The sequence below is a fragment of the Nocardioides rotundus genome (assembly GCF_019931675.1).
GTDB classification, from domain to species: Bacteria; Actinomycetota; Actinomycetes; order Propionibacteriales; family Nocardioidaceae; genus Nocardioides; species Nocardioides rotundus.
Window position 1 is genome coordinate 161,339 of record NZ_CP082922.1, and the last position, 26,533, is coordinate 187,871.

Annotated in this window: 27 protein-coding genes; 12 read left to right on the plus strand and 15 right to left on the minus strand. The window is 73.6% G+C overall.

The features are described from left to right. Positions 1–118: 118 nt before the first annotated feature. Positions 119–394 (plus strand): helix-turn-helix domain-containing protein, encoded by a 276-nt coding sequence (locus tag K8W59_RS20260; protein ID WP_317846336.1) that lies wholly within the window; start codon positions 119–121, stop codon positions 392–394. Here K8W59_RS20260 and K8W59_RS00825 read toward each other — a convergent pair. The 10 genes from K8W59_RS00825 to K8W59_RS00875 form a co-directional block, all read right to left on the minus strand. Next, on the minus strand, positions 379–864 hold the full coding sequence (locus K8W59_RS00825) for a cupin domain-containing protein (RefSeq protein ID WP_223396885.1): 486 nt from the start codon (positions 862–864) through the stop codon (positions 379–381). The genes K8W59_RS20260 and K8W59_RS00825 overlap by 16 nt on opposite strands. Positions 865–891: 27 nt before the next feature. Then, positions 892–1,470 carry a protein-L-isoaspartate O-methyltransferase family protein gene (locus tag K8W59_RS00830; protein WP_223396886.1) on the minus strand — a complete coding sequence of 193 codons (579 nt, stop codon included), beginning with the start codon at positions 1,468–1,470 and terminating at the stop codon, positions 892–894. A gap of 50 nt (positions 1,471–1,520) precedes the next feature. Then, positions 1,521–2,315 (minus strand): DUF1295 domain-containing protein, encoded by a 795-nt coding sequence (locus K8W59_RS00835; RefSeq protein ID WP_223396887.1) that lies wholly within the window; start codon positions 2,313–2,315, stop codon positions 1,521–1,523. Then, the gene (locus K8W59_RS00840; protein ID WP_223400003.1) at positions 2,312–3,619 is read right to left on the minus strand and encodes an SAM-dependent methyltransferase; all 1,308 of its coding nucleotides are present in this window, start codon (positions 3,617–3,619) and stop codon (positions 2,312–2,314) included. The genes K8W59_RS00835 and K8W59_RS00840 overlap by 4 nt, the downstream gene beginning before the upstream one ends. 5 nt (positions 3,620–3,624) lie before the next feature. Beyond that, complete coding sequence (locus K8W59_RS00845; protein ID WP_223396888.1) at positions 3,625–4,899, minus strand: SAM-dependent methyltransferase; 1,275 nt, start codon at positions 4,897–4,899, stop codon at positions 3,625–3,627. Continuing rightward, a complete protein-coding gene (locus K8W59_RS20095; protein ID WP_263283271.1) occupies positions 4,896–6,929 on the minus strand; it encodes an FAD-dependent oxidoreductase in 2,034 nt (677 codons plus the stop codon). Before K8W59_RS20095 ends, K8W59_RS00845 begins: the two co-directional genes overlap by 4 nt. Beyond that, positions 6,926–7,645 (minus strand): anti-sigma factor, encoded by a 720-nt coding sequence (locus K8W59_RS00860; RefSeq protein WP_223396889.1) that lies wholly within the window; start codon positions 7,643–7,645, stop codon positions 6,926–6,928. Before K8W59_RS00860 ends, K8W59_RS20095 begins: the two co-directional genes overlap by 4 nt. Next, positions 7,642–8,259 carry an ECF RNA polymerase sigma factor SigK gene (gene sigK / locus K8W59_RS00865; RefSeq protein WP_223396890.1) on the minus strand — a complete coding sequence of 206 codons (618 nt, stop codon included), beginning with the start codon at positions 8,257–8,259 and terminating at the stop codon, positions 7,642–7,644. Before sigK ends, K8W59_RS00860 begins: the two co-directional genes overlap by 4 nt. Positions 8,260–8,300: 41 nt before the next feature. Continuing rightward, on the minus strand, positions 8,301–8,987 hold the full coding sequence (locus K8W59_RS00870; RefSeq protein ID WP_223396891.1) for a fasciclin domain-containing protein: 687 nt from the start codon (positions 8,985–8,987) through the stop codon (positions 8,301–8,303). A gap of 109 nt (positions 8,988–9,096) precedes the next feature. Further along, entirely contained in the window at positions 9,097–10,614 is a 1,518-nt protein-coding gene (locus tag K8W59_RS00875; RefSeq protein WP_223396892.1) for a molybdopterin-dependent oxidoreductase, read from the minus strand. A gap of 50 nt (positions 10,615–10,664) precedes the next feature. Between K8W59_RS00875 and K8W59_RS00880 the strand changes: the two genes are divergently transcribed. From K8W59_RS00880 to K8W59_RS00905, 6 genes are all read left to right on the plus strand, one after another. Beyond that, a complete protein-coding gene (locus tag K8W59_RS00880) occupies positions 10,665–11,411 on the plus strand; it encodes an enoyl-CoA hydratase-related protein (protein WP_223396893.1) in 747 nt (248 codons plus the stop codon). A 75-nt stretch (positions 11,412–11,486) separates the two neighbouring features. Then, positions 11,487–11,975, plus strand: a complete 489-nt coding sequence (locus tag K8W59_RS00885) for a SigE family RNA polymerase sigma factor (RefSeq protein WP_223396894.1) — start codon at positions 11,487–11,489, stop codon at positions 11,973–11,975. Beyond that, entirely contained in the window at positions 11,972–13,291 is a 1,320-nt protein-coding gene (locus K8W59_RS00890; RefSeq protein ID WP_223396895.1) for a hypothetical protein, read from the plus strand. Before K8W59_RS00885 ends, K8W59_RS00890 begins: the two co-directional genes overlap by 4 nt. A gap of 121 nt (positions 13,292–13,412) precedes the next feature. After that, positions 13,413–15,578 (plus strand): HelD family protein, encoded by a 2,166-nt coding sequence (locus tag K8W59_RS00895; RefSeq protein WP_223396896.1) that lies wholly within the window; start codon positions 13,413–13,415, stop codon positions 15,576–15,578. A gap of 129 nt (positions 15,579–15,707) precedes the next feature. Beyond that, positions 15,708–16,739, plus strand: a complete 1,032-nt coding sequence (locus K8W59_RS00900) for a hypothetical protein (protein ID WP_223396897.1) — start codon at positions 15,708–15,710, stop codon at positions 16,737–16,739. A 17-nt stretch (positions 16,740–16,756) separates the two neighbouring features. Next, on the plus strand, positions 16,757–18,718 hold the full coding sequence (locus K8W59_RS00905; protein WP_223396898.1) for an anthranilate synthase family protein: 1,962 nt from the start codon (positions 16,757–16,759) through the stop codon (positions 18,716–18,718). Here K8W59_RS00905 and K8W59_RS00910 read toward each other — a convergent pair. The 5 genes from K8W59_RS00910 to K8W59_RS00930 are packed head-to-tail and all read right to left on the minus strand — an operon-like array spanning position 18,715 to position 22,636. After that, positions 18,715–20,127 (minus strand): sensor histidine kinase, encoded by a 1,413-nt coding sequence (locus K8W59_RS00910; RefSeq protein WP_223396899.1) that lies wholly within the window; start codon positions 20,125–20,127, stop codon positions 18,715–18,717. The two genes, K8W59_RS00905 and K8W59_RS00910, sit on opposite strands and share 4 nt — an antisense overlap. Next, positions 20,124–20,819: a response regulator transcription factor gene (locus tag K8W59_RS00915; RefSeq protein WP_223396900.1), complete on the minus strand. Its 696-nt coding sequence runs from the start codon at positions 20,817–20,819 to the stop codon at positions 20,124–20,126. Before K8W59_RS00915 ends, K8W59_RS00910 begins: the two co-directional genes overlap by 4 nt. A 50-nt stretch (positions 20,820–20,869) precedes the next feature. Continuing rightward, entirely contained in the window at positions 20,870–21,736 is an 867-nt protein-coding gene (locus K8W59_RS00920; RefSeq protein ID WP_223396901.1) for a fructosamine kinase family protein, read from the minus strand. Continuing rightward, positions 21,733–22,257, minus strand: coding sequence for a low molecular weight protein-tyrosine-phosphatase (locus tag K8W59_RS00925; protein WP_223396902.1), 525 nt, complete (start codon positions 22,255–22,257; stop codon positions 21,733–21,735). Before K8W59_RS00925 ends, K8W59_RS00920 begins: the two co-directional genes overlap by 4 nt. Then, a complete protein-coding gene (locus K8W59_RS00930) occupies positions 22,250–22,636 on the minus strand; it encodes a phage holin family protein (RefSeq protein WP_223396903.1) in 387 nt (128 codons plus the stop codon). The genes K8W59_RS00925 and K8W59_RS00930 overlap by 8 nt, the downstream gene beginning before the upstream one ends. Before the next feature lie 74 nt (positions 22,637–22,710). Between K8W59_RS00930 and K8W59_RS00935 the strand changes: the two genes are divergently transcribed. From K8W59_RS00935 to K8W59_RS00955, 5 genes are all read left to right on the plus strand, one after another. Then, positions 22,711–23,067, plus strand: a complete 357-nt coding sequence (locus K8W59_RS00935) for a PadR family transcriptional regulator (protein ID WP_223396904.1) — start codon at positions 22,711–22,713, stop codon at positions 23,065–23,067. After that, positions 23,064–23,675, plus strand: coding sequence for a hypothetical protein (locus tag K8W59_RS00940; RefSeq protein WP_223396905.1), 612 nt, complete (start codon positions 23,064–23,066; stop codon positions 23,673–23,675). Before K8W59_RS00935 ends, K8W59_RS00940 begins: the two co-directional genes overlap by 4 nt. 41 nt (positions 23,676–23,716) lie before the next feature. Then, positions 23,717–24,307, plus strand: a complete 591-nt coding sequence (locus K8W59_RS00945; RefSeq protein WP_223396906.1) for a VanZ family protein — start codon at positions 23,717–23,719, stop codon at positions 24,305–24,307. Between the two features lie 10 nt (positions 24,308–24,317). Then, the gene (hisC, locus tag K8W59_RS00950; protein ID WP_223396907.1) at positions 24,318–25,391 is read left to right on the plus strand and encodes a histidinol-phosphate transaminase; all 1,074 of its coding nucleotides are present in this window, start codon (positions 24,318–24,320) and stop codon (positions 25,389–25,391) included. Between the two features lie 105 nt (positions 25,392–25,496). Then, positions 25,497–26,486, plus strand: coding sequence for a glutathione S-transferase C-terminal domain-containing protein (locus K8W59_RS00955; RefSeq protein ID WP_397195935.1), 990 nt, complete (start codon positions 25,497–25,499; stop codon positions 26,484–26,486). Positions 26,487–26,533: the final 47 nt, after the last annotated feature.

Sequence of the window (26,533 nt, forward strand, 5' to 3'; positions counted from 1 at the left end):
CCCGGCCTCGTGGCGGGCGGCCGCCCAGGACGCCGTACGCCTGATGGAGCCGCGCACCGACGAGCGCTACGAGCTGCTGCTGGAGATCGTCGCGGACATGCTGGGCGACCCCGATCTGATGACCGTCGCGGAGGTGGAGCGGCGGCACGGGGTGAGTGGGCGGAGTCTGCAGCGGCTGTTCGCGACGTACGTCGGGGTTTCGCCCAAGTGGGTGCTCGGGCGCTACCGGATGCACGACCTGCTGGCGACGCTGGACTCCGGGAGCCCCGAGACGCTCACGGATCTGGCGCATCGGTTCGGGTGGTACGACCAGGCGCACTTCACCCGGGACTTCGTCCGACTGGTGGGGGTGCGGCCGGGGGACTATCGGTCGCGGCGTCAGTCGACCCAGTAGTTGTCGTGCTCGGCCATGAACGCGTCGTACTCCTGCGGCGTCATGGTCGCGACCTCGCCGGTGGCGAGGGTCTCGAAGTACGGCTCCCGCGGGGCGCCGGGGGCGAAGTGCAGCAGCATCGACGCGGCGCCGTCCTCGTTGCGGAAGCCGTGGAGTCCGCCCGCCGGCACGTGCACGTAGTCGCCGGGCCGACACTTCACCCACGCGTGCCCGTCGTAGATCGTGACCGTCCCGTCGAGGACGTAGAACGACTCGGTGAGGGTGCGGTGGAAGTGTGCGCCAGGGCCGGACTGCGGGCCGGCGAACTCCCAGCGGTAGAGGCCGTAGGTGCCGCCGGTCTGCTCGCCGCGGGAGAGGTAGGTGACCCGGTTGCCGTTGGGGTAGACGATCGCCGGCTCGGTGTCCGCGGGGACGCGGCGCGCGGTCGCCTCGCCGGTGGTGCCGTCGAAGATGGGTGGTGGGTAGCTCACGTCGGCCATCCTGCCGGGTTCTCGGTGTCAGCGCAGGGGGACGAAGCGGTAGTGACCGTGCCGCGTCACCTGCGCGCCGGGGTTGGTCACCCGGAGCATCACACCGGCCACGGGGATCACCATGACCCCCGGGTCGGCCAGTTGGTCCACTAGCTCGCGGGGCAGGGTGTCGGGCTCGGCGGAGACCAGGATGCGGTCGTACGGCGCCCCCGCGGGCTGCCCGAGCTCGCCCTCGGTCGCGGTCGTCACGCTCGCCCACGGCTGCCCGGTGCGAGCGAGGTTCTCCCGGCCGAAGTCGGCGAGGTCCGGCACCAGCTCGACGCCGTACACCTCGCCGCTCGGGCCGACGAGATGGGCGAGCAGCGCGGTGGTCCAGCCGGAGCCGGCGCCGACGTCCAGCACCCGGTGACCTTCCCGGACGTCCAGGAGCCGCAGCATGTCCGCGACCGTGCGCGGCTGGGAATTCGTCTGCTCGTGCCCGATGCCGATCGGGCCGTCGTGCTCGGCCCTCCGGCGGTCCCGCTGGCGGAGGAAGCCCTCTCGCGGCACGGCCGCGAACGCCTCGCTCACCCGGTCCATACCGGCTCCCGGCTGCTCCCGCGCCATCCCTTCACCCTAAGCCGACTGGGCGTGAAGTAGCGCCGACTCGGGGTGAACTAGCGCCGACTCGGCGGGCGGGGGACGAAGAGGGGGACGCGGGCGGCGTACGCGGACCAGCCGGGGCGCTGGGACATCGTCTGCTCGAGGAGCTTGGCGCCGGTGACGTTGCGCAGGAAGTGGGTCATCGCGATCGGGGCGATCACGGTGAGCAGGCCGGGCAGCCAGCCGGAGGCGAGGCCGCCGACCAGCCACAGCCCCCACCACACGACCGCGTCGCCGAAGTAGTTCGGGTGCCGGGTCCAGCCCCACAGGCCGCGGTCCATGACGGGCGGGCGGGACTCGCGCGGTTGCGCTTTGTACGCCGACAGCTGAGCGTCGCCGATGGCCTCGAAGGCCAGGCCGGCGACCCACAGGACCACCCCGGCCCACAGCACCGGCCACCACTCGACCGCGAGCACCGCGCCGGCCTGCAGCGGCAGCGAGACCAGCCAGATCGCCAGCCCCTGGGGCACGAACACCTTGCGGATCGCCGCGGGCAGACCGCCGTCCCCGAGGAGGGCGGCGTACCTCGGGTCCTCGCCGGCGCCGCGCGAGCGCCGGTGGACGTGCCAGGCCAGCCGGAGCCCCCACGCCCCGGCCAGCCCGGCAAGGAGCCAGCGCCGTGCCGGCTCCCCCTCCCCGAGCGCCCATCCCATGAGGGCGCCGACGAGGGCGACGACCACGAACCCCAGACCCCACGTCACGTCCACGACCGCGACCCGGCCGGTGCGCTGGGACCACGCGACCGTGCCGGCCATGAGGAGTACGACGGCCAGCGCGGCCACGGCGGTCGTGAGCAAGAACGCGGTCACCAGGACCGCCCCGGGGGCAGCGAGTGGGGTGCGCCGGGCCGGACCATGAGGATCTGGTCGACGCCCATCCGGCCGTCCCGGAAGGCCATCGAGCCGCCCGCGAGGTAGAGCCGCCACACCCGCAGCACCTCCTCGCCCACGAGCGCGGTCAGCTCCGGCGCGTGCCTCTCCAGGTTGGCGATCCACCCGTCGACGGTCCACACGTAGTGCTCCCGCAGCGCGTGGACGTCGCGCACCTCCAGCCCGCCGGCCTCCAGGAAGCCGAGGGTCTGCGCGAGCGGGCGCATGTGCATGTCGGGTGCGATGAACGACTCGATGAACGGGCCGCCGCCGGGGTGCCTGCCGGTGCGGGACATCTGCTGAACCAGCACCCGGCCGCCGGGGCGGACGGTGTCGTGCAGGACCCGCACATAGGCCGGGTAGTTGCCCTGCCCGACGTGCTCGCCCATCTCCAGCGAGCCGACGGCGTCGAAGACGCCCCGCTCGGGGACCGCGCGGTAGTCCTGCAGCCGGATCTCGACCCGGTCGCCGAGACCGCGCTCGGCGATCCGCGCGTCGATGAAGGCCTTCTGCTCGGCCGCGATCGTGACGCCGACGACCTGCGCGCCGAAGTGCTCGGCGGCGTGCAGGGACAGCGAGCCCCAGCCGCAGCCGACGTCGAGCATCCGCGCCCCCGGCTCCAGCCCGAGCTTGCGGCAGACCAGGTCGAGCTTGTCCCGCTGCCCCCGCTCCAGCGCCGCGACCGGGTCGCCGGTCGGGGCGCCGTCGGGGTAGTAGCCGCAGGAGTAGCCCATCTGCGGGTCCAGCACGAGGGAGTAGAACTCGTTGGAGAGGTCGTAGTGGTGGCTGATCGCGCTCCGGTCCCGGCGCACCGAGTGCAGTCGCCCGGACAGCCGCGCCTGCGACGCCGGCGGCGCCGGGGGTCGCGCCAGGTCGGCGATGCGGAGGTCGGTGGCCGCCATCGCCCCGCGCAGCGCCCGCACCAGGGCGCCCGCAGAACCGAGCCCCAGACCGGCGAGCCCGCGGTCGGCCGCGACGGCCCACGCGTGCGTGAGCGCCCGGTCGATCGCCCCGGTCGCGGTCTCGCCGTCCGCGGCGGGGAGGTCGAGCTCGCCGGTGACATAGGCCTGCGCGGCGCCGAGCTCGCCCGGATGCCGCAGGAGGCGCCGTACGGCGTCCGCCGACCGCAGCTCGACCACGGGGGCGTCCTCCGGCCCGGCCGACGACCCGTCCCACGCGCGGAGCCGCACCGGCAGGTCGCCGCGCAGCACGGGGCGCAGGGCCTCCTCGAGCCGGGGCGCCACCCCGCTCAACGAGCCGCCTCCCGCTCCAGCACGATCTGGCTCACGTCGAGGTACCCCGACGCGAACCCGGCGCGGGAGTACTCCAGGTAGAAGTGCCACATCCGCCGGAACGTCTCGTCGAAGCCGAGCGCGGCGACCCGGTCAGCGGCGGCGAGGAAGGCGTCGTCCCAGCGCCGCAGCGTCTCGGCGTAGTGCCGGCCGAACGCGGTCCGCTCGGTGACCCGCAGGGTCGTCCGCTCGCGGGTGACCTGCTCGATCGCCTCGACGGAGGGCAGGAAGCCACCGGGGAAGACGTACTTCTGGATCCAGGTCCAGGTGTGCCGGGTCGCCAGCATCCGGTCGTGCGGCATGGTGATCGCCTGGATCCCGGCGCGCCCGCCGGGCGCGAGCAGCCGGTCGATGGTGGTGAAGTACGTCGGCCAGTAGTCGTAGCCGACGGCCTCGATCATCTCCACGCTGAGCACGACGTCGTAGGCGCCGTCGGCGGCGACGTCGCGGTAGTCGCGCAGCTCCACCTCGACCCGGTCCGCGACCCCGGCCGCGGCGATCCGCTCGCGGGCCAGCGCCTGCTGCTCTGAGGAGAGGGTGATGCTGTGCACCCGCGCACCCCGCTGGGCGGCACGGATCGCCAGCTCGCCCCAGCCGGTGCCGATCTCCAGGACGCGGGTGCCGTCGCCGACGCCGGTCGCGTCCAGCAGCCGCTCGATCTTCCGCTCCTGCGCCTGCTGCAGGGACTGGCTCTCCCACGAGGACTCCGGTGTCGCGAAGAGCGCCGAGGAGTAGGAGTAGGTCTGGTCCAGGAAGGTCGCGAACAGCTCGTTGGACAGGTCGTAGTGGTGCGCGATGTTGTCGCGGGCGTTGTCGACGCTGCTCTCCTCGGCCCGCGGCGGGCGCGCCAGGTGGAGGCCGCGCAGGCGCTGCAGCGGGCGCGGCACCAGGTCGGCCATCCGCGCGGCGAGGACGGTGAGGAAGCCGCCCAGGTCGGGGGCGTCCCAGGCGCCGGTGAGGTAGGCCTCCCCGAAGCCGATCAGCCCGTCGGTGCCGATCCGGGTGAAGAGCTCCTCGGGCCGGTGCACGACCATCGCCGGTCCGCCGCGGCCCAGGGTCCGCCCGTCGACCTGGACGCTCACCTCCAGGCGGCTCACCGCCGCGGTGAAGAGGCCCCGGGCGACCCGGGCGGCGGCCGCCGCGCGCAGCCCGGTCGGGGGCTCGTGCAGGCCCGGCCAGTCCGCCAGGGAGGGCCGGACCGCGTCGCTGCGGGTGGGGCGGGTGATGGTCATCGCGAGACGCCCTCCTGGGGAGTGTGGGCGGGACGGGGACGGACGGGCAGGCGCCGGGCCCACAGCCAGACGCCGTGGGCGTGGATGAGGGCCGAGCCGCGCCAGGAGGCGAGCGCGGCCCGCCGTACCTGCGAGCGGGTCGCGTCGTCGACGCGCCGGCCGGACAGGGAGGCACTGAAGCGGGCGTCGCCCGAGTCGCCGGGGACGAGCGTCACCGCGACCTCGAGCCGGTCCGGGCCGTCGCCGGCGGGGTCGGAGACCGGTGGGGGTACGGCGACCTCGTAGTGGCCGTCGACGCCGTGGAACGGCGAGACGTACATCTGCTTCTCGGTCCGCGACCGCCCCTGCGCGTCGGGGTGGACGAGGTAGGCGTGCCGGTCGCCGTAGGTGTTGTGCACCTCGACCACGACGCCCGCCAGGTCGTCGCCGCGGAAGCACCAGAAGACGCTGATCGGGTTGAAGCACCAGCCGAGCGCCCGCGGCTGCGCGGCCATCAGGATCCGGCCGCCGTCCAGCTCGACGTCGTGCCGGGCGAGGAACGCCTCGACGTTCTCGCGGATGCTGCGGTCCGGGTCGCCGAGGTGGTCGCGGGCCTCGAAGGTGCCGAACCGGCCGTGGTCGGGGACCGCGTCGAGGTCGACCAGCCAGGTGTGGGAGGCGTGGGTGAAGTCGCGGCGGCGGGGTGCGCGGCGGGTGTGCCGGATCGTGGTGCGGTAGAGCCCCGGACGGGCGAGGGCGCGGCGGGCGTCCGGCGCGGGCCAGTCCAGCCCGAGGCGGCGTACGGCGGCCAGGCCGGAGCGCGCGCCGTCCTCGTGGAACCCCCAGCCGTGGTAGGCGCCCGCGAGCACGATCCGGTCGGTGTCGCACTCGCCGAGCCGGCCCTGGGCGGCCACCGAGGAGGGGGAGTAGATGGGGTGGGCGTACTCCATCCGGTCGATCACGCCTGCGGGGTCGACCAGGTCCTCGCCGCCGAGGGTGACCAGGTAGCGGGTGCCGTCGCCGCCGACCGGCAGCCGCATCAGCCGGGTCAGGTCGTAGGTCACGGTCACCCCGTCCGCGCCGTCGGCGCGGCGGCGGAAGTTCCACGACGCCCGGGCGTTCTCCGCGCGCGGCAGCAGGGAGGTGTCGGTGTGCAGCAGCGCCGGGTTGGTGGAGTACGGCATCGCCCCGAGCACGTCGGCCTGCGCGGGCGTCGGGCGCGCGAGCATGGAGAGGGCCTGGCCGGGGTGGGTCGCGATCACGACGGCGTCGACGCGCGTCACCCGGCCGTTGCCGTCGGTGACCTCGACCCCGTCGGGCGTCTCCAGCACGGAGGTGACCTTCGCGCCGAGCCGGACGTCGCCGACCGCCTCCGCCACGCGCCGGACATACTCCCTCGAGCCGCCGAGCACGGTGCGCCACTGCGGCGACCCGAGGACGCCGAGCATCCCGTGGTGGTCCAGGAAGGTGAAGAGGTAGCGCGCGGGGTAGTCCAGCGCGATCGCCGGGTCGCACGACCACACCGCCGCCACGAGCGGCTCCATGAAGTCTGTGGCGAAGGTGTCGCTGAACCGGCCGCGGGCCAGGAAGTCGCGCAGGGTGAGGTCAGCGCCGGCGCCCTCGGTGCGCAGCAGCCGCCGGGCGCGCCGGTGGAAACGCGGGACCTCGGTCAGCATCGCGAGGTACGCCGGGTCGTGCAGGTTGGCCGGGGTCGGGAAGAGCCCCCGCAGGCCCAGCGCGCCGGCGTACTCCCGGCCCGTGCGGTCGTCGCGCACCGACATGGACATCTCCGAGTCCTGCGTCCGGACGCCGAGCTCGGCGAAGAGCCGCAGCAGCGTGGGGTAGGTGCGCTCGTTGTGCACGATGAAGCCGGTGTCGATCGCCAGCGGCCCGTCGGGCGTGGCGACCTCGTGGGTGTCGGCGTGCCCGCCGAGCCGGTCGTCGGCCTCGAAGAGCGTCACCGTGGCGGTGCGGGAGGCGACGTAGGCCGCCGTCAGCCCGGCGACCCCGGATCCGACGACGGCCACGCTGCGCGGCGCGGCTCCCCTCATGCCGACCCCGAGAGGTCGAACAGCGCGATCGGGTCGCTCGTGGGCTGCGGCGACCCGCCGGCGGGCTCGACCGTGATGCCTGCGCCGGTGACGTCGGCCGCGTCGCCCTCGAGCAGCATCGTCTGGTCGGCGCGCTCGGGCATCAGGCCCGCATCGGTCATCGAGCCGTCGGACTGCTGCAGCCACAGCTGGTAGACCCGGCCCGGTGGGGGCGCGTCCATGTCGTGGGTGGTGATGACGGCGCGGCCCTCGCGCACCGACCGGGTCACGGTGGCGCTCGCGCCGCCCGGCAGGTGCACCGACACCTCCTGGGCGTCCGGCGCCCGCAGCACCCGCTCGCTCGCGGTCAGCTGCTGCTGGCTGGTCCCGTCCGAGCGGTCCCACGGCTCGGTGACCGCCACCCCCACGCCGACGGCGGCCAGCACGGCCGCGGCGACGAGGAGCGGCAGCCGACGCGAGGCCGCAGGGCTGCGTCGGTCGGTCTCCGGCGGCAGCGGCCGCACCCGGCCGATGTCGGCGAGTACGGCGTCGCGTAGGGCCCGCGGTGGCGCGACGGCCCCGTCGTCGGCGAGGGCGGCCGCCGCCTCGCGCAGGCTGGCCACCTCGGCGCGGCACTCGGAGCACTGGGCGAGGTGTCGCTCGAACTGCGCCCGCTCGGTCTCGTCGAGCGCGCCGACGGCGTAGGCACCCGACAGCGCGTGGATCTCGCTGGTCATCGGCCTGCACCTCCTACTCCCAGATGGTCCCGCAGCCGGATCAGGCCGTCGCGGATGCGGGTCTTGGCCGTGCCGACCGGGAGGTCGAGCATCGCGGCCACTTGCGTGTGTGTGTAGCCACCGAAGTAGGCCAGGCCGATGGCCTCGCGCTGCACCTCGGTGAGCTGGCCCAGGGCGTCCCGCACCCGGCGGGCCTCCATCGAGGTCTCCGCCTGCTCCGCGGTGGAGTCGTGCGGGGTCGCATGGACCGGGTCCTGCTGGTGGTACGTCGTCTCCCGCCGCGAGGACGCCTCGGCCGACCGGACGCGGTCGACCGCCTTGCGGTGGGCGATGGTGAGCAGCCAGCTCAGCGGGCTGCCGCGGTCGGGGTCGAACCGGGCGGCGGTGCGCCAGATCTCGACGTACGCCTCCTGGGTGACCTCCTCGGCCTGCGCCGGGTCGCGCACCACCCGCAGCACCAGGCCGTAGACCCGGGGCGCGGTGGCGTCGTAGAGCCGGGCGAACGCGGCCTGGTCGCCCCGCGCCGAGCTCCGCAGCAGTGTGCCGAGCTCGGGCGCACCCGCACCCTCCGGCTCCCCCTCGGGGCCGGAGGGCACGGGCTGCAGATGGCTCACGCGGTCCTCGCTGAAGACGATTCGGTCGGTCGGTGCAAGGATCACATGGCCGGCATGAGGACCGAGTCCACGACATACACCGTCGCGTTCGCGGTCGGGATGTTGCCGCACAGCACGGTCGCCTTCTCCGTGCCGATCGTGGCCTGCTCGCCGGTGCCGTTGATCTTCAGCTTGTCGCCGGCCAGCGTGGTGAGCTGCCCGGAGAGGTCCTCCGGCGCCAGCTTGCCCTCGACCACGTGGTGGGAGAGGACGGTGGTGAGCTGCTTCTTGTTCTTCAGCAGCGCGTTGAGGTCCTTCTTCGGCACCGCGGCGAAGGCGTCGTCGGTCGGGGCGAAGACGGTGATCTCCTGAGCGCTGTTGAGGGTGTCGACCAGGTCGGCCTTGCCGACGGCGGTGACCAGCGTCTTCAGCAGCGGGTTCGCGCTGGCGGCGGTCGCCACCGGCTCGGTCGCCATGCCGTTGAACGAGCCGGCGCCGTTGGCGGGGATCGCTGAGCAGCCCTCGCCGTAGGTCTGCGCGGCCGGGTCGGCGTTGTCGCTGCCGCTCATCTCCGACTCGGCGTCGCTGGCGGCCTCGCCGGCCTCGCTGGTGGCCTCCTCGGCCGCCTGGCCGGCCTCGCTCGTGGCGTCGCTGGCCGCGTTCTCGGCCTCGCTGCCACAGGCCGCCAGGCCCAGGGTCGCGGTGAGGGCGAGGGCGGCGATGCCGCTGGTGCGCTTGAGGGAAGTCATGGTGTCTGCCTTTCGTGGGGGATCTCCCGGGATGTCTTCCCCGGGCTGACATGGAGTGATTCGGTGCCCGCGCCGAGCCGGATTGGCCCGATCGGAGAATTTCTGGAGATCAGGTGACGGTGACGGTGATCTGCTGGATCCCGCTGGAGCCCTCCGGGAACGGAGCGGCACGTACGGCGGTCTGCTGCTCGCCGTCCTCCGCGGTCGCCCGCACCTCGAGCTGGTGCATGCCCGGGCGGGCGTCCCACGGCAGGAACCACTGGCGCCAGTAGTCGACGCCCGCGTCCGGTCCCAGGCGGGCCTCCTGCCAGGGGCCGCCGTCGATCCGGACCTCGACCTTGCCGATCCCGCGCTGCTGGGCCCAGGCGACGCCGGCGACGACGATCTCGCCCGCGTCCGTGGTGGAGAGGGGCCGAGGCGTGTCGATCCGGCTGGACACCTTGATCGGCGCGTCGGTGGCCCACTTCCGCTCGGTCCAGTAGGCCTGCTGCTCGGCGTAGGTCGTCAGGGTCAGCCGCGTCACCCACTTGGTGGAGCCGACGTAGCCGTAGATCCCCGGCGTCACCAGCCGGGCGGGGAACCCGTGCGCCTGCGGCAGCGGTGCGCCGTTCATGCCGACGGCCAGCAGCGGCTCGCGCCCGTCGAGGGCGACGGCGAGCGGGGTGGAGATGGTCATCCCGTCCACGTCGGTGGAGAGGATCTGGTCGGCGCGGGTGTTCGCGATGCCGGCGCGGTCGAGCAGAGAGGTGAGGGGTACGCCGAGCCAGCGCGCCGCGCCGACGTACTGCCCGCCCACCTCGTTGCTGACGCAGGTGAGGGTGATGTCGCGCTCCACCAGGTCCATCGCCAGGATCTCGGCGAAGGTGAAGCTGACCTCGCGGTCCACGTCGCCGTCGATGGTGAGCGTCCACTCGCCCGGGTCCACGACCGGCAGGGTCAGGCGGGTGTCGACCCGGTAGAAGTCCGCGTTCGGCGTGCGGAACGGGCTGATCCCGCGGATCCGGCGTTCCAGGCCGGCGGGGAGCGGCGCCAGTCGCTTGATCGCGCTCGGCAGGGTCACGCTCGCCGGGATCGCCCGGGCGCGGGCCAGCCACTGCCCCGCCGCCCCCGAGCCGGCGGCGACGACGGCGAGCAGGCCCGCGCCCAGCAGGACACCGCGGCGGGTCGGCCCGTCCGCCGCGCCCGTCCCCCGGCGCGCCGCGGTGCGCCCCACCAGCCACCACAGCGCGCCGACCCCGACGACCCCCGCGACGACGGCGGGCAGCGCGGCGAGCGCCCCTGCCTCGGGCCGCGTCACCGCCGCCGCCCCCGCCGTCGCCACCAGGGCCACCATGAGCGCCGCTCCCAGGGAGAAGGAGCGGCGCGCCAGAAGCCCGATGACGACGGCGAGGCCCAGCACCCCCACCAGGACCGAGCCGAGCAGGATCGGCTTGTCCCACGTGCCGAAGGTGGCGATCGCCCACTCCTTGACCGGTGTGGGGGTCGCGTCGATCACCGCCGAGCCGACCGCGATCACCGGCGAGGAGGCGGGATCGGTCGCTCCGGCGACCAGGTGGGCCACCGCCGTCCCGGTCAGGGTGGCGAGGACCGCGGCGCCGGCGGCAGCGAGCGTGCTCGGGGTGCGCATGGAGGTGGTTCGTCGCCGTCGGCGGATCGGATGGCCCCTAGGGTGAGCCCATGACCGAACTCGTGCACTACGACACCGCCGACCTGGTCGCGACCATCACCCTGGACAGCCCGCACAACCGCAACGCGCTGTCCCGGCAGCTGGTCTCCGAGCTGTTCGGCCACCTCGAGCGGGCGGCGGCCGACGAGGACGTGCGGGTCGTGCTGGTGCGCTCCGCGGACCGGGTCTTCTGCTCCGGCGCCGACCTCGGCGAGGCCAGCACCGACGGGATGGAGGAGGGCGCCCGGCGGATCGTGGACCTCCAGCGGCTCGTGGTCTCGATGGACAAGCCGGTCGTCACCCGGGTCGACGGGCCGGTGCGCGCCGGCGGGATCGGGCTGGTCGCGGCCAGCGACATCGCGCTGTGCGCGGAGGAGGCGAACTTCGCACTCACCGAGGTGAAGCTCGGCCTCGCGGCGGCGATCATCTCCCTCACCGTCCATCAGCGGATGACGCCGCGGGGCGCGGCGCTCACCACCCTCGGCGGCGAGGTCTTCGGCGGCGCCGAGGCCGCGGCGTACGGACTGGTGACCGAGGCGGTGCCCGCCGGCGAGCTGGAGGGCCGGGTGGCCGAGGTGTGCGCCAGCCTGGCCACCGGCGCGCCGCAGGGGCTGCGGGAGTCCAAGCGGATCCTCAACGCCGATCTGGTGCGGCGGATCGACGAGTACGGCGCCGAGATGGCCGCGACATCCGCGCGGCTCTTCGCCTCCGAGGAGGCCCGCACCGCGATGCAGGAGTTCCTCTCCCGCAAGCGCTGAGGAGCGCCGGGCAACCATCCGGGGTGTCCCGCCGGTAGAAGGGGCATGGGCACCCTGACAACGGAGGCGAGGTCGATGACCGGCAGCACCGTCTTCGAGGAGTTCGTGGCCGCGCGCTCGACGGCGCTGCTGCGAACGGCGTACCTCCTCACGCGCGACCACGGACAGGCCGAGGACCTGCTGCAGACCGCGCTGACCAAGGCCTACCTCGCCTGGCAGCGGATCGACGGCGACCCCGAGCCCTACGTCCGCCGGATCCTGGTCACCACCTACGCCTCGTGGTGGCGGCGGAAGTGGAACGGCGAGATGCCCACCGAGGAGCTCCCCGAGGAGGGCCGCCAGAACGACCGGATCGGCGAGGACGGCGACCTGTGGGCGGCAATGGGCCGGCTCCCGCGACGGCAGCGCGCGGTGGTCGTGCTCCGCTACTTCGAGGACCTGACCGAGGCCCAGACCGCCGACCTGCTCGGGATCTCCGTCGGCACCGTGAAGAGCCAGACCAGCAAGGCACTCGCCAAGCTGCGCATCGACCCGTCCCTCGCGACGGAGGGAGACCCGGCATGAACACCATGGAGGACCTGCGCGCCACGCTCGCGCAGCACAGCGGCGACCTGCACGACGAGACCGGTACGGCGGCCCGCGTCGGCGCGGTCCGCTCCCGCGCCCGCGCGGTGCGCCGCCGACGGGCCGCAGCGGTGGGCGTCGCCGCCGTGCTGGGCGCCGGACTGGTCGGAACCCTCGGCCCCGAGCCGGCCCAGCCCGCCGGCCGGACCCTCGGTGACGAGGTCGCCCCACGGACCCTGACGTCCCTGGGCTACGACTTCCGCTTCACCCGGGGAGTGCAGTCCGAGGACGGCGATGAGCGACTGGAGCTGCGGCTCGCGCCGAGCGACCGACCGCGGCTGGTGTCGTGGTCCGGCTCGGAGGGTGCGCGGCTGACTGGGGCCGGGCAGCAGCTCGGCGGCCGCGGCACGCTGACCGACCCGGGGTTCGATGACTTCACCCTGGTGGAGCCGGGCGAGCCCTTCCGCGGCCGGCTGCGTGACCCCGACGGGGACCCGATGGCGTTCGCCGTCTACGACCTCGCGTCCGCCGCTCCGGGGATCACCCGGGACGGGGTCACCCTGCGCGAGCAGGTGGCCGGGGCGGAGCTGCTGGGCGGCGAGATCGGCGCGCCCGGCGACGGGGAGGTCTCGGCCCGGGTCCGGCTGCCGGAGGGCAACCTGAGTCTGGCGACGGTCTGCCGCGCACCGGAGGGGACGGAGCTGACCACGCTGGTGGACGGGATCCGGATCGGTGCGGAGCCCTGCACCGGGCAGCCGCAGTGGGACCTGACGCCGTCGTCGACCATGGGCAGCGACCTCGGGCGGGAGTACGGCCCCGGGTCACCCCTGGCCGGCGTGGATCCGGGCGACGAGGTCACGATCACCGTCCGCGCACACCGCCGCGGCGAGAGTGCGCCGATCACCGGGAGCGACGTACGCGTCGGCGTCGGGGCGTATGCGGCCGCCGAGTCCGCCACCGGGCTGCCCGGCCGGCTGGCCGGGACGGTGCCGGAGTACGTCGAGCTCGACGGCCGCCTGTGGCGGCTGGCCGACGCCCCGATGACCGGTCGCGGCGAGCAGGAGGTCTCGGTCGACCTGGATCGCGAGGAGCCCGTGCTGCTGGGCAGCTTCGGCTCCACCAGTGAGCTCGGGGCGCGGGTGGTCACCACCGTCGACGGCGCCGAGGTCGGTGGCATGGGCGGCAGCTACGGCGGGCCGTGGGCGACCCAGGAGGGTGTGCTCCGTCCGGGGACCGGGACCTATGCGGCTCGGTGGGCGGGCCAGACGCCTGCCGACGGGGTTCTCGGGATCAGCGTCTACGAGCGCGTCGAGTGAGGGTCAGCCTCGCTTGATCCAGGGCGTGGCGTCTCGACGGTCGTGCCGATGCCTGGGTCGGTGCGGGAGGGGAGTAACCTTCTCTGTTCGGTGATTTCCACGGGGGAGAGGCAGGCGAGGGGTGAACGAGGAGCTCGTCGAGCGCGAGGTCGCGACGGAGCAGGACTTCGTCGACAAGGTCTACGTGCAGCTGGACAGGTCGGCGGCCAACGCGCAGGCGCTGGCCAAGGAGGGGCACGGCCGCGGCCGGCTCGGCCACGAGGGCGGCCTGGTCGAGCGGGACGCGATGGTCTTCCAGGCGGCCCGCCGGATCGCCCAGCTGGACGCCGCCCACGAGGGGCTGGTCTTCGGCCGGCTCGACCTGGACCCCGAGCTCGACGACGAGCCCCGCTACATCGGCCGGATCGGCCTGCGCGACGACCAGCGCGACTCGCTGCTGGTGGACTGGCGGGCGCCCGCGGCCGCGAGGTTCTACCAGGCGACCGCGGCCACGCCGCAGGGTGTCGTACGCCGTCGCGTGCTGCGCTCCGCCGGCCGCCAGGTCCTCGGCGTGGAGGACGAGCTGCTCGACGACTCCGTCGAGACCGACCTGCCGATCGTCGGCGAGGGCGCGCTGATGGCGCAGCTCTCCCGGGCGCGGGACCGGTCGATGCACTCGATCGTGGCGACCATCCAGGCCGAGCAGGACGAGGCGATCCGCGCGCCCGGCAAGGGCGTCGTGTCCATCTCCGGCGGGCCCGGCACCGGCAAGACCGTGGTGGCGCTGCACCGGGCGGCGTACCTCCTCTACAACGACCGCCGCCGCTACGAGACCGGCGGCGTGCTCGTCGTCGGCCCGAGCGGGGTCTTCATGCGCTACATCGAGCGGGTGCTGCCCTCGCTGGGCGAGACCGCGGTGGCGCTGCGCTCGCTCGGGGAGGTCGTCGGCGGCATCCGCGCCACCCGGCACGACGAGCCGGCGGTCGCCGACATCAAGGGCGACGCCCGGATGGCCGAGCTGATGCGCCGTACCGCGCGCCAGCAGGCTCCCGGCTCCCCGCAGGAGTTCCGCGTCTTCTACCGCGACGACACCCTGGTGCTGGACCGGGCCCTGCTCGGCCGGCTCCGCCGCCAGCTGATGAGCCAGGGCCGGCGGAACCGGCAGCTGCCGAGGGTCGCCTCCACGCTGCTCGACCAGCTCTGGAAGCAGGTCACGGGCGCGCGCGGGCGCGAGCGCGGGCGGGAGTCCTTCACCGACGAGATGCTCGGCCGCCGCGACTTCGTCGAGTTCGCGCTGGCCTGGTGGCCGCCGCTGACCGCCGAGCAGGTCTTCGGCTGGCTGCGCGACCCGGAGTTCCTCGCCCGCGTCGGCGAGGGCGTCGTGACACCCGAGGAGCAGCGGCTGCTGCTGAAGTCGTGGACCGCCGGGGACCTCTCGGTGGAGGACGTCCCGCTGATCGACGAGCTGCGCTACGCGCTCGGCGACGTTCCGGAGCGGCACGAGGACCAGCACGAGCTGGACGATCACGTCGGTGGCGACCTGCAGGAGCTCACCACCGCCTCGGACCGGGAGTACGCCCCCGCCGGCCGCCCGTGGACCCCGCCCACGCACCGGATCGAGGACGACGGCTACGCCCACGTGCTGATCGACGAGGCGCAGGACCTCACGCCGATGCAGTGGCGGATGGTCGGCCGCCGCGGCCGCACGGCGTCGTGGACCATCGTCGGCGACCCGGCGCAGTCCTCCTGGCCGCGGCCCGAGGAGGCGGCCGCCGCCCGCGCGGAGGCGCTGGAGGGCAAGGAGGAGCACGCCTTCCACCTGTCCACCAACTACCGCAACTCCGCGGAGATCTACGAGTACGCCGCGGCCTACGCCGACCGGGTCGGGCTGGACGCCGACCTGCCGGACGCGGTCCGCCGTACCGGCGAGGCGCCGCGCGAGGTCGAGGCCGGCGACGGCCTGGAGGAGGCCGTGCGCGCCGCGGTCCGCGAGACCGCGGAGGCCGTCTCCGGCACGGTCGGGGTCGTCGTACCCGTCGCCCGCCGCGCGGAGGTCAACGGCTGGCTCGCCTCCTGGCCCGAGCTCGCCGACGACGCTCCGTCCGCGCGGGCCTCGATCGACTCCTCGGTCCCGCCGTCGGGCACCGACCGGGTCGTCGTGCTCACCGGCCTGGACACCAAGGGCCTGGAGTTCGACGGCATCGTGGTCGTCCGCCCGACCGAGATCGAGGAGGAGTCGGCCACCGGCCGCGCCACGCTCTACGTCGTCCTCACCCGCGCCACGCAGCTCCTGACGACCGTCTCCTGAGCGGGGCGGCCCCGGACCGTGTGGGTTCGGGGCCATCAGATGACTCCGATCCCACACGGTCGGCCGACTTCTCCACAGATCGCGACCGACCCCTCCCGCCGACCCGTGCGGGAGGGCAGCATCAGAGGGGTGCCCCGAACCCGCCGTCGACCGAGCCGCCTCGACGAGGTGGCCCTGCGCCGCCTGCTCCGGCAGCAGTCCGGGGTGATCGCGAGACGTCAGGTCAGGGAGCTGGGCGGGACGCAGGTCGACATCAGGCCGCGCCTGCGCCGTCGGGAGTGGGTGGCCGTCCATCCGGGGGTGTACGTCGACCACACCGGGACGCCGACCCGGCGGCAGCGGGAGTGGGCCGCGGTCCTGCTGCACTGGCCGGCGGCCCTGCACCGGGAGAGCGCGTTGGCGGCCCATGGCCTGGAGCGGGACCGGACCCCCACGAAGGGACCCGACGTGGTGCACGTGGTCGTGGACGCGGCGCGCACTCCGGCCCCCACCCCGGGGATCGTGGTCGAGCGCGTCCGCGATGCCGCGCGCTGGGTGGAGTGGAACCGTCGCCCGCCGCGGGTCAGGCTGGACTTCGCACTGCTGAAGGTAGCGGCCGGCCGGGATGAGGCCGGCGCCGTCGCCGTACTCGCCGACGCGGTGCACCAGGGGCTGACCACGGCGGCACGCCTGGCGTCCACGCTGCGCGACCTGACCCGGTTGCCGGGCCGCGGCCGGCTGCTCGCGCTGCTCGACGACGTCGCCAGCGGGGCGCGCTCGGTGCTCGAGCAGCGCTACCTCCGCGATGTCGAGCGGGCTCACGGCCTGCCCGCCGGTGAGCGCCAGTGCCGGGAGGTCACGGAGACGGGGACGGTGTTCCGCGATGTGCGGTACGACGACCAGCGGCTCCTCGTCGAGCTCGACGGCGCCTTCGGGCACCGGGACAGCGAGGACCGCTGGGGCGACCTGGACCGTGACCTCGTGGCCGCCGAGGGGAACGACCTGACCCTGAGGGCCGGCTGGGCCCAGGTGCTCGACCCGTGTCGACTGGCCGGGATCGTCGGGCGGATCCTTCAACGCCGCGGTTGGGACGGGTCGCCGACGCCGTGCGGGCCCGGTTGCCCGCTGGACCGTGCAAGCGGTGAGACATCAGATGACTCACCGGCTTCACGGTCGGCGTGAGGTCCTAGGGTTTCCCCATGAGCAGTCCCGTCGATGCCCGCGCCCTCCTCGCAGAGCTGACGGGGCGGTCGGCGTGGGCGATCATCCGCCGCAAGGCCGCGCCGACGGTGGGTCTCATCGCGGGGACGCCGGAGCGGCTGGAGTCGCTGACCGACATCCCGCTGGAGGAGGGGGTGCCGGAGCCGGGCCGCAACGTCGATCGCCTGGTCGCCGTACCCTTCCGACAGGTCCGCGAGCGCGGCTTCGAGGCGATCGACGACGACACCCCGCTGGTCGCGATCGCGATCGACGAGGAGCACGAGGTCGCCGTCGACGACCTGCTCGCCGCGCTGCCCGACGAGGAGGTGGACTTCACCGACCGGGGCGGCTTCGAGCTTGACGACGAGGAGTACGCCGGCATCGTCGAGGCGATCATCCGCGACGAGATCGGGCAGGGCGAGGGCGCCAACCTGGTGATCGGGCGGCACTACCGCGCCCAGGTCGCGGACTGGGACGCGGCCAAGGCGCTCACCGTCTTCCGCCGGCTGTTGGAGCGGGAGCGGGGTGCCTACTGGACCTTCGTGGTCTTCACCGGGGAGCGCTACCTGATCGGCGCGACCCCCGAGCGGCACGTCAGCGTGACGCCGGCGGCCGACGGGTCCGACGTACGGATGAACCCGATCTCCGGCACCTTCCGGGTCCCGCGCCTGACCGGCGCGAGCAGCGATCGCGCCACCGCCGACACGCTGTCGCCGGAGGAGCAGGAGCTCAAGGAGCGACTGCTGGAGTTCCTCGCCGACGAGAAGGAGATCTACGAGCTCTTCATGGTGGTGGATGAGGAGCTGAAGATGATGTGCGAGGTCTGCCACGAGGGCGGCCAGGTGCTCGGCCCGTTCCTCAAGCCGATGACGCACCTCATCCACACCGAGTACCTCCTCGCCGGGCGCAGCCACCAGGATCCCCGCGAGATCCTGCGGGACACCATGTTCGCGGCCACCGTCACGGGCGCACCCGTGGAGAACGCCTGCCGGCTGATCGCCGACTACGAGCAGGAGGGGCGCGGCTACTACGCGAGCGCGCTCGCGCTGTTCGGCCGTGACCGCGAGGGGCGGGCCACGATGGACAGCCCGATCCTCATCCGTACGGCGGACGTCGACGTGGACGGGAACCTGAAGGTGACCGCCGGTGCGACCCTGGTCCGCGACTCCGACCCGGACTACGAGACCGCGGAGACCCACGCGAAGGCCGGCGGCATCCTGTCCGCCTTCGGGCTGGTCGACCGCGCGCCCGGCTCCGGCGAGGCGGCGGCCGGGCTGGCCCGGGACGAGGACGTGCAGCTCACGCTGGGCTCTCGGAACCAGCGACTGAGCCGGTTCTGGCTGACCGAGCAGGCCGAGACTCCCGTCGACCCCGGGGTCGCGGGCAAGCGGGTGGTGATCCTGCACGGCGAGGACGACTTCGTGAACATGCTGCGCCACGTCTTCGGAGTGCTCGGCCTGGACAGCGAGGTGGTGCGGCACGAGGACTACGTCACCGGCGCCTTCGACGGGGCCGACCTGGTCGTGATCGGGCCCGGGCCGGGCGACCCCCGTGACGGCGACCACCCCAAGATCGCGTCTTTCCGCCGCGCCGTCGACGACGTGCTCGCCTCGGGGCAGCCGTTCCTCGCGGTCTGCCTGGGACACCAGACCCTGGCCGAGCGGCTGGGGATCCCGCTGGCGTTCAAGGACATCGTCTTCCAGGGCACCCAGTCCGCCGTCCGCGTGGCGGGTCGCCGCGAGCGGGTCGGCTTCTACAACACCTTCGTCGCGCGCCCGGACGGGCCGCTCCCCGAGGGGGTCAGCGTCGAGGCCGACGAGGAGTCCGGCGACGTGCACGTGCTGCGCGGCCCGCACTACACCGGCATCCAGTTCCACGCCGAGTCGATCCTCACCGAGCGCGGCTTCGACCTGCTCGACGAGATCGTGCGGGATCTGCTCGAGCGTGAGACCGTCGACTAGCGCGGAGAGCCGGGCAGGGTGAGGGAGAGTCGGGCCCCCGGGCCGCAGCCGTCGGGGCCGCCCGGGCGCGGCTCGCCGTTCGCGGCGGACACCGAGCCGCCGTGCCGGGTCGCGACCTGGTGCACGATCGAGAGGCCGAGCCCGGAGCCCGGCATCGTGCGGGACTCCGAGGAGCGGTAGAAGCGCTCGAAGACGTGCGGCAGGTCCTGCTCGGAGATGCCCGGTCCCTGGTCGGCGACCAGCAGGGTGCCGTCGTGCAGGTCGACGGTGACCGTGCCCTCCGGCGGCGACCACTTCGCCGCGTTGTCCAGCAGGTTCGTCACCGCGCGCTCCAGGGCGCCCGGCTCGCCGCGGACGATCCACGGCTCGGCGTGCACGTCGAAGGCCAGCCCCGGCGCGCGGCGGCGTACTCGCGCGAGCGCACGGTCCACCATCTCGGCCAGGTCCACGTCCTCCTCCGCGGCGGGTGCCGTCGGCTCGTCCCGCGCGAGCTCGACCAGGTCGCCGATAAGCGTGGTCATCTCCTCGATCTGCGCGCGCACGTCGTCCAGCAGCTCGCGCCGGGCCTCCGGCGTCATGGCCGAGGACGGCAGGGAGTCGGCCTGCGCGAGCAGGTCCAGGTTGGTCCGCAGCGAGGTGAGGGGGGTGCGCAGCTCGTGCGAGGCGTCCGCGACCAGCCGCCGCTGCCGGCCCTGGGAGGCCTCGACCGCCGCCAGCAGCTGGTTGAACGCGGTGGAGAGCCGGGCCACCTCGTCGTCGCCCTCGACCCTCAGCGGCGTGAGCCGGGAGGTCTCGGCGATCTCCTCGACCGCGGTGGTGAGCCGCCGCACCGGCCGCAGCCCGTTCGCGGCCACCGCCCACCCGGCCAGGGCGGCGCCGATCACGCCCGCGCCTCCGAGCAGGACGAGCGCCGTACCGAGTTTGCGCATGGTCGCCTGCTGCGGTTCGGTCGACTGGGCGAGCACCAGCGCCTCGCCGTCCTGCGTCGTCGGCACGCTGACCACCCGCAGCGTCGTGCTGCCCTGGTGGATCGTGCGCAGGTTGTAGGGCTCGCGGCCCGCGGCGACCTCGACCTCCGGACGCCCGAGGTTGAGGTCGGGGCCGCGGTCGGCGGAGCGGTAGCGGCCGTCGGCGGTGACGAAGAAGATGCGTACGTCGGCCGCGCCGAGCATCCACGACGGCACGCCCGCCTGCGCGGTCAGCGCGCTGAGCGTGCCGGTGCGCGCGGCGCCCTGGGCCCGCTCGAGCAGCGACTCGTCCAGCGCGGCCATGGTCTGGCTGCGCACGGTGATGAAGGTGGCGAAGGCCATCGCCGCGATCGCGACGCCGACCGCGATGGTGGTGAGCAGGGTGACGCGGGAGGCGAGCGACCGGCGGTAGTGCCACCCGTCGGACGGGACGACGTTCATGCTTCCTTCAGCACGTAGCCGACGCCGCGCACGGTGTGGATCAGCCGCGGCTCCCCGCCCGCCTCGGTCTTGCGGCGCAGGTAGCCGACGTAGACCTCGAGACTGTTCGCCGTCGTCGGGAAGTCATAGCCCCACACCTCGTCGAGGATGAAGGAGCGCTCCAGCACCCGCCGCGGCCGGCGCAGGAACATCTCCAGCAGGGTGAACTCGGTGCGGGTCAGCTCCATCGAGCGGCCGCCGCGGGTCACCTCGCGCGACCCGAGGTCCATGGTGAGGTCGGAGAAGGTGAGGACCTCGGCCTCGTCCTCCTCCTCCAGGGGTACGGCGCGCCGCAGCAGCGCCCGCAGCCGGGCCAGGAGCTCGGCGAGGGCGAAGGGCTTGGTGAGATAGTCGTCGGCCCCGGCGTCCAGCCCCTCCACCCGGTCGCCCACCGCGTCGCGGGCGGTCAGCACCAGGACGGGCACCCGGTTGCCGGACTCGCGCAGCAGCCGCGTGGCCTCCAGGCCGTCCATCCGCGGCATCATCACGTCCATCACGACCGCGTCCGGCTGGTGCGACCGCACCGCGGCCAGAGCCTCGTTGCCGTCGGCGGCCAGCGACACGGCGTACCCGTTGAACTCCAGGGAGCGACGCAGCGACTCGCGGACGGCCTGGTCGTCCTCGACGACGAGCACGGAGGGACGGGCGGACACCCTGCCTACTGTGCCAGCCCAGCCTGAGCGTGTGCTGAATCCGCGCGGACTCAGCCGACGTAGCGGGAGGCGACCTGGGCGGCGCGCTCGGCGTAGGAGCCGCCGAAGAGGCAGGCGTGCACGAGCAGCGGGTGCAACTGGTGCAGGCCGAGCCGGTCCTCCCAGCCCTCGGTCAGCGGCGCGGCCTCGTCGTAGGCCTCGGTCACCTTGGTCAGGTGCGGTAGCCCGAAGAGCGCGAGCATCGCCAGGTCGGTCTCCCGGTGACCGCCGTGGGCGGCCGGGTCGATGAGGTGGCAGCGACCCTCCAGGCCCCACAGCACGTTGCCGTTCCACAGGTCGCCGTGGATCCGCGCCGGGCCCTCCTCGGGCACGAGGTCGGGCAGGCGGCCGACCACCGCCTCGACGGCCGCGACCTGCTCCGGCGACGCGCTGCCGCGGTCGGCGGCGAGCTTGAGGTAGGGCAGCACCCGGCGGGTGGCGTAGAACTCCGCCCACGTCGGCGCGGTGCGGTTGGGCAGCGGGAGCCGGCCCACGAAGCCGTCCTGGTCGGCGCCGTACGACGCCGGGCGGACCGCGTGCGTCGCGGCGAGCGAGCGACCCAGGTCCCCGGCGGCCTCGGCGGTGCTGCGGCCCTGCTCGACCCAGCGCAGGATCAGGCAGTCGGGCTCCACGGCGAGCACCTCGCCGACCGGGACGCCGTCGGGGCCGGCCTCGGCGAGGAAGCCCAGGCCGCGCGCCTCGCTCTCGAAGAAGCCCTCGGGGGGATGGGTCAGCGTCTTCATCAGCGCGATCGTGCCGTCGCTGAGCCGGAGCTTGGTGGCGGTGGCGATGTCGCCGCCCGCGACGGGGGCGGTCGCGACGACCGCGTGCCCGAGCAGCTCCTCGGCGCGCCGGGCCACCAGCGGCTGGCGGGTCACGACCCGGGCCTCGCCAGGACGCGCTCCAGCTCGGTCGCCAGGTGGTGGCAGGTGCGTTCGACCATCTGCAGGACCTCCGAGAATCCGGAGTCTCCACCGTAGTACGGGTCCGGGGTGTCCTCACCGGTGCCGACGGGGTCGAAGTCGCGGAACAACATGACCGGGCCCTCGCCGAGCTCGGCCAGGCCGGCGACGTGCCCACGGTCCATGGCGAGCAGCAGGTCGTAGTCGTCGAGCCAGTCGGGCTGCACCTGCTGGGCCCGGTGCCGGTCGGGGTCGTATCCGGCGGAGCGCAGGTGCTCGGCGGAGCGCGGGTCCATCGGGTCGCCGACGTGCCAGTCGCCCAGGCCGCTGGAGGCGACCTCGACCCGGTCCTCCAGGCCCCTCTCGGCGAGCATCGAGCGCAGCACGACCTCGGCGCTGGGGGAGCGGCAGATGTTGCCGGAGCACACGAACGCCACGGAGTAGCGGCCCGGCTCGCTCGGCTCGGGCAGCTGCGCGGCGGTGGCGGGCTCAGTCATCGAACACCGCGTCCATGGCGCTGCTGACGATGGTGATCACCAGCGAGCCGAGCACCGCCCACCAGAAGCCGTCGACGTAGAAGCCGACGTCGAGCTGTCCGGCCAGCCAGCCGACCAGCATCAGCATGAGCGCGTTGATCACCAGGAGCAGCAGCCCCAGCGTGACGATGATGAAGGGCAGAGAGAGCAGCTTCAGCGCCGGCGCGACCGTCACGTTGACCGCGCCGATGATCAGCGCGACCACGATCGCGGGGATCGCCTTGTCGGCGAGCTCGTCGGTCAGCGGGCTGCTCGCCCCTTCGAAACCGATGCCGGGCAGCAGCCATGCCGCCACCGTCACGGCCACCACCGTGCTGAGGAGCCAGGCAAGGATCTTCACGCCGTCGATCCTAGGGGGCTGGTGGGTCGGGCCTCTAACTAGACAGACTAACTAGATCGTCGTACCATCTATCCATGGACGACGTCGACTGGCCCAGTGACTGGCTGCGCGGCACGCTCGCGCTCCTGGTCCTGGCGACGCTGGCGTCCGGCCCGACCTATGGCTACGCCGTGTCCTCCGCGCTCGAGGCCCGAGGGCTGGGCAAGGTCAAGGGCGGCACCCTCTATCCGCTCCTCGGGCGGCTGGAGCGGGACGGGCTCATCGTCTCGCACTGGGAGCCCGGCGCGGGCGGCCCCGGGCGCAAGTTCTTCGAGCTGACCGACGCCGGACGCGGGCACCTCGAGACATCGGCGCGGCGATGGGGCGAGTTCGCCACCCTCGTGCGCGACGTCCTGCACGACCACACCGTCACCGAAGGGGGAACCACATGAACGACACCGCAGCGATCGATCGGGACTGGCAGGACAGGTTCGTGATGGGGCTGCGCCTGCGCGACGCCTCGCCCGAGCTGATCGCCGACCAGCTCGCGCTGGTGCGGGCGCACTGCGCGGAGTCGGGGGAGTCGGCGGTCGACGCGTTCGGCGACCCCACGGCCTACGCCGACAGCGTGGTGGCCGAATGGGGGGTGCCGCAGGCCGGCGCCGGGCGCGAGGTCGTGGCGATGCTGCCGCCGGCGGTGGGCGGCTTCCTGGCCGGCGCCCTCACCATCAGGGGTGCTACCGCGCTCATCGACGGCGAGAGCTTCGAGATCCGGGTCGGCGGGCTGGTCGCGGCACTGATCCTGGTGGGCGCCGCTCTCGCCCTGGTGCGCCTCCTGCAGCGGGGTGCCTCCCTGGTGGGCTGCCTGGTGCTCGTGGCCGTCGCGACCGCGGTCGCCGTGCTCCTCGACGTCGCCGAGACCCCGCTGCTGGCGACCGTGCCCGCGTGGGTGGCCCTCGGTCTCGGTCTCGTGGCGCTCGCCGTACTCGCCCTGGCGGTCGGTCGGTCCGCACGGCGCCAGCGCCTCATCGACCCGGTGGACGGCCGGCCGATGGGCTGAGGGGCGTCACGTAGCGCCGACTCGGCTGTAGCGTCGGGGCCGTGTTCCCCGTCGGTGGCGTCGGCGCCATGCTCCTCGCCTCGGGAGCGGCGGGTCTGGTGGCGCTGCTGCTCGCCGTACTCCTCCGGCGGCGGCTCGGCTGGGTCGCGGCACTCGCGTTCGGCGGTCTGCTGTGGAGCCTGGCGGTGATCGCGGCGGTGACGCTGCTGCCGATGTACGTGCGCTCCGGCTACATCCCCGCCGAGGAGGCGCAGACGGTCTGCTCCTTCGACATCGGCGGACCGGCGCCGGACGGCTTCTGGATCTTCGGCGGCACCCAGCGGACCCTCAACACACTCGCGTTCGTGCCCGCGGGGATCTGTCTCGCGGTGTTCCTCGCGCGCTGGCGGTGGTGGGCGCTGGTCACGATCCCGATCGGTACGGCGATGCTCGTCGGCTACTCGTTCCTGATCGAGATCACCCAGCTCGAGCTGGCCCGGCTGGACCGCGCCTGCGACGTCACCGACATCATCGACAACTCCGCCGGCGCGCTGATCGGGGCGATCCTCGGGCTGCTCCTGCTGCCGCTGCTGCGGCCCTGGCGTGGACGGCCGGCGAAGAGCCCGGGAGGCAGGCTGCCGCCGCGGCCCTAAGGTGACGCCCATGAGCACACCCACTCCGCGACGCAACGTGCTGGCGATCCCGGCCTACGTCCCCGGCAAGCCGCCCGCCCCGCGCGAGGGCCTGACGACCTACAAGCTCTCCTCCAACGAGAACCCCTACCCGCCGCTGCCCGGCGTGGTCGAGGCGGCGACCGCGGAGGTGGAGCGGCTCAACCGCTACCCCGATATGGGGGCGGCCCGGCTCTACGACGCTCTGGCCGAGCGGCTCGACGTACCCACCACCCACCTGGCGGCCGCGACCGGCTCGGTGGCCTTGATCTATCAGCTGGTGCAGGGCTTCTGCGAGCCCGGCGACGAGGTGGTGCACGCGTGGCGCTCGTTCGAGGCCTACCCGATCGCGATCACGGCCTCGGCCGCCGTCTCGGTGCCGGTGCCCGTGGACGCCGAGGGGCGGCACGACCTGGACGCGATGCGGGACGCGATCACCGACCGGACCCGGGTGGTGCTGGTGTGCACGCCGAACAACCCGACCGGGCCGGCGCTGCGCCAGACCGAGCTGGACGCGTTCTTGGACCAGGTGCCCGAGCACGTGCTCGTGGTCGTCGACGAGGCGTATGTCGAGTTCGTCCGGATGGACGACCCGGTCGACGGCGTCGCGACCTATCGGGACCGGCCCAACGTGGTGGTGACCCGGACCTTCTCCAAGGCCTACGGGCTCGCGGGGCTGCGGGTGGGCTACGCGATCGCGCACGAGCCGATCGCGTCCGCGCTGCGGGCGGTGTCGCTGCCCTTCGGCGTCTCCGGGGTGGCGCAGGCCGCCGCCGTGGCCTCGCTGGACGCCGAGCCGGCTCTGCTGGAGCGGGTGGACGCGCTGGTCGCCGAGCGGGACCGGGTGCTGGCCGGAGTGCGGGCCGCGGGGTGGGACGTCCCCGACGCCCAGGGCAACTTCTTCTGGATGGCCGCCGGCGACCGGACCCCCGAGCTGGCCGTCGCGGCCGACGACCTCGGGATCGTCGTACGCCCCTTCGGGCGCGAGGGCGCGCGGGTCAGCATCGGCGAGACCGAGGCGAACGACCGGGTGATCGAGCTCGCCCGCTCCTTCCCCCAGCTGTAAAGCGGTGTTCCGGAATCCTCTGCGGTGTTCGAACCCCGCGGAGGATCACCGGACACCGCTTTACAGCCCAGCGGGCGGCCGCCAAAGGTTGTTGAACGTGGAATCATGGTGGGCATGGCCGACTATGTGAACGAGGGCAAGTCCTACGAGCGGGACATGACCTACATCCCCGACCGGATCACCGCGGAGCCGGGGCGCAGCCAGGACCCGCACGGGCATGACAAGCAGCCCGCCGAGATCGAGGCGCCGACCTGGCAGGCCGAGCCGGGCCGCTACCGGCTGGTCGCCGCGCGCGCCTGCCCGTGGGCCAACCGCTCGATCATCGTGCGCGAGTTGCTCGGCCTGCAGGACGTGATCAGCCTCGGCACCCCCGGCCCCACGCACGACCAGGACTCGTGGACCTTCGACCTCGACCCCGGCGGCGTGGATCCCGTGCTGGGCATCCCGCGGCTCAAGGACGCCTACGAGAAGCGGTTCCCGGGCTACCCCCGCGGCATCACCGTGCCCGCGATCGTGGAGGAGGCCTCCGGCGAGGTCGTCACCAACGACTTCCCGTGGATCACCCACGACCTGTTCTTCGAGTGGAAGGACCACCACAAGGAGGGCGCGCCCGACCTGTGGCCGGAGGACCGGCGCGAGGAGATGGAGCAGGTGATGCGCCGGATCTTCACCGAGGTCAACAACGGCGTCTACCGGTGCGGGTTCGCCGGCTCGCAGGAGGCGTACGACGAGGCCTACGACCGACTGTGGGTCGCCATGGACTGGCTCGAGGAGCGGCTGGCCGACCGGCGCTTCCTCATGGGGGAGGCGATCACCGAGGCCGACGTACGCCTCTTCACCACGCTGGTCCGCTTCGACCCCGTCTACCACGGCCACTTCAAGTGCAACCGGAACAAGCTGACCGAGATGCCCAACCTGTGGGGCTACGCGCGCGACCTCTTCCAGACGCCCGGCTTCGGGGACACCGTCGACTTCGGCCAGATCAAGGACCACTACTACAAGGTCCACACGGACGTGAACCCGTCCGGGATCGTGCCGAAGGGGCCGGACCTCTCGGGCTGGACGACCGACCCGGGACGCGCGCACCTGGGCTGAGCGCCGGCCGGCGACGCGGACCGTGCTCCGGGTCCGATTGGTGTGCC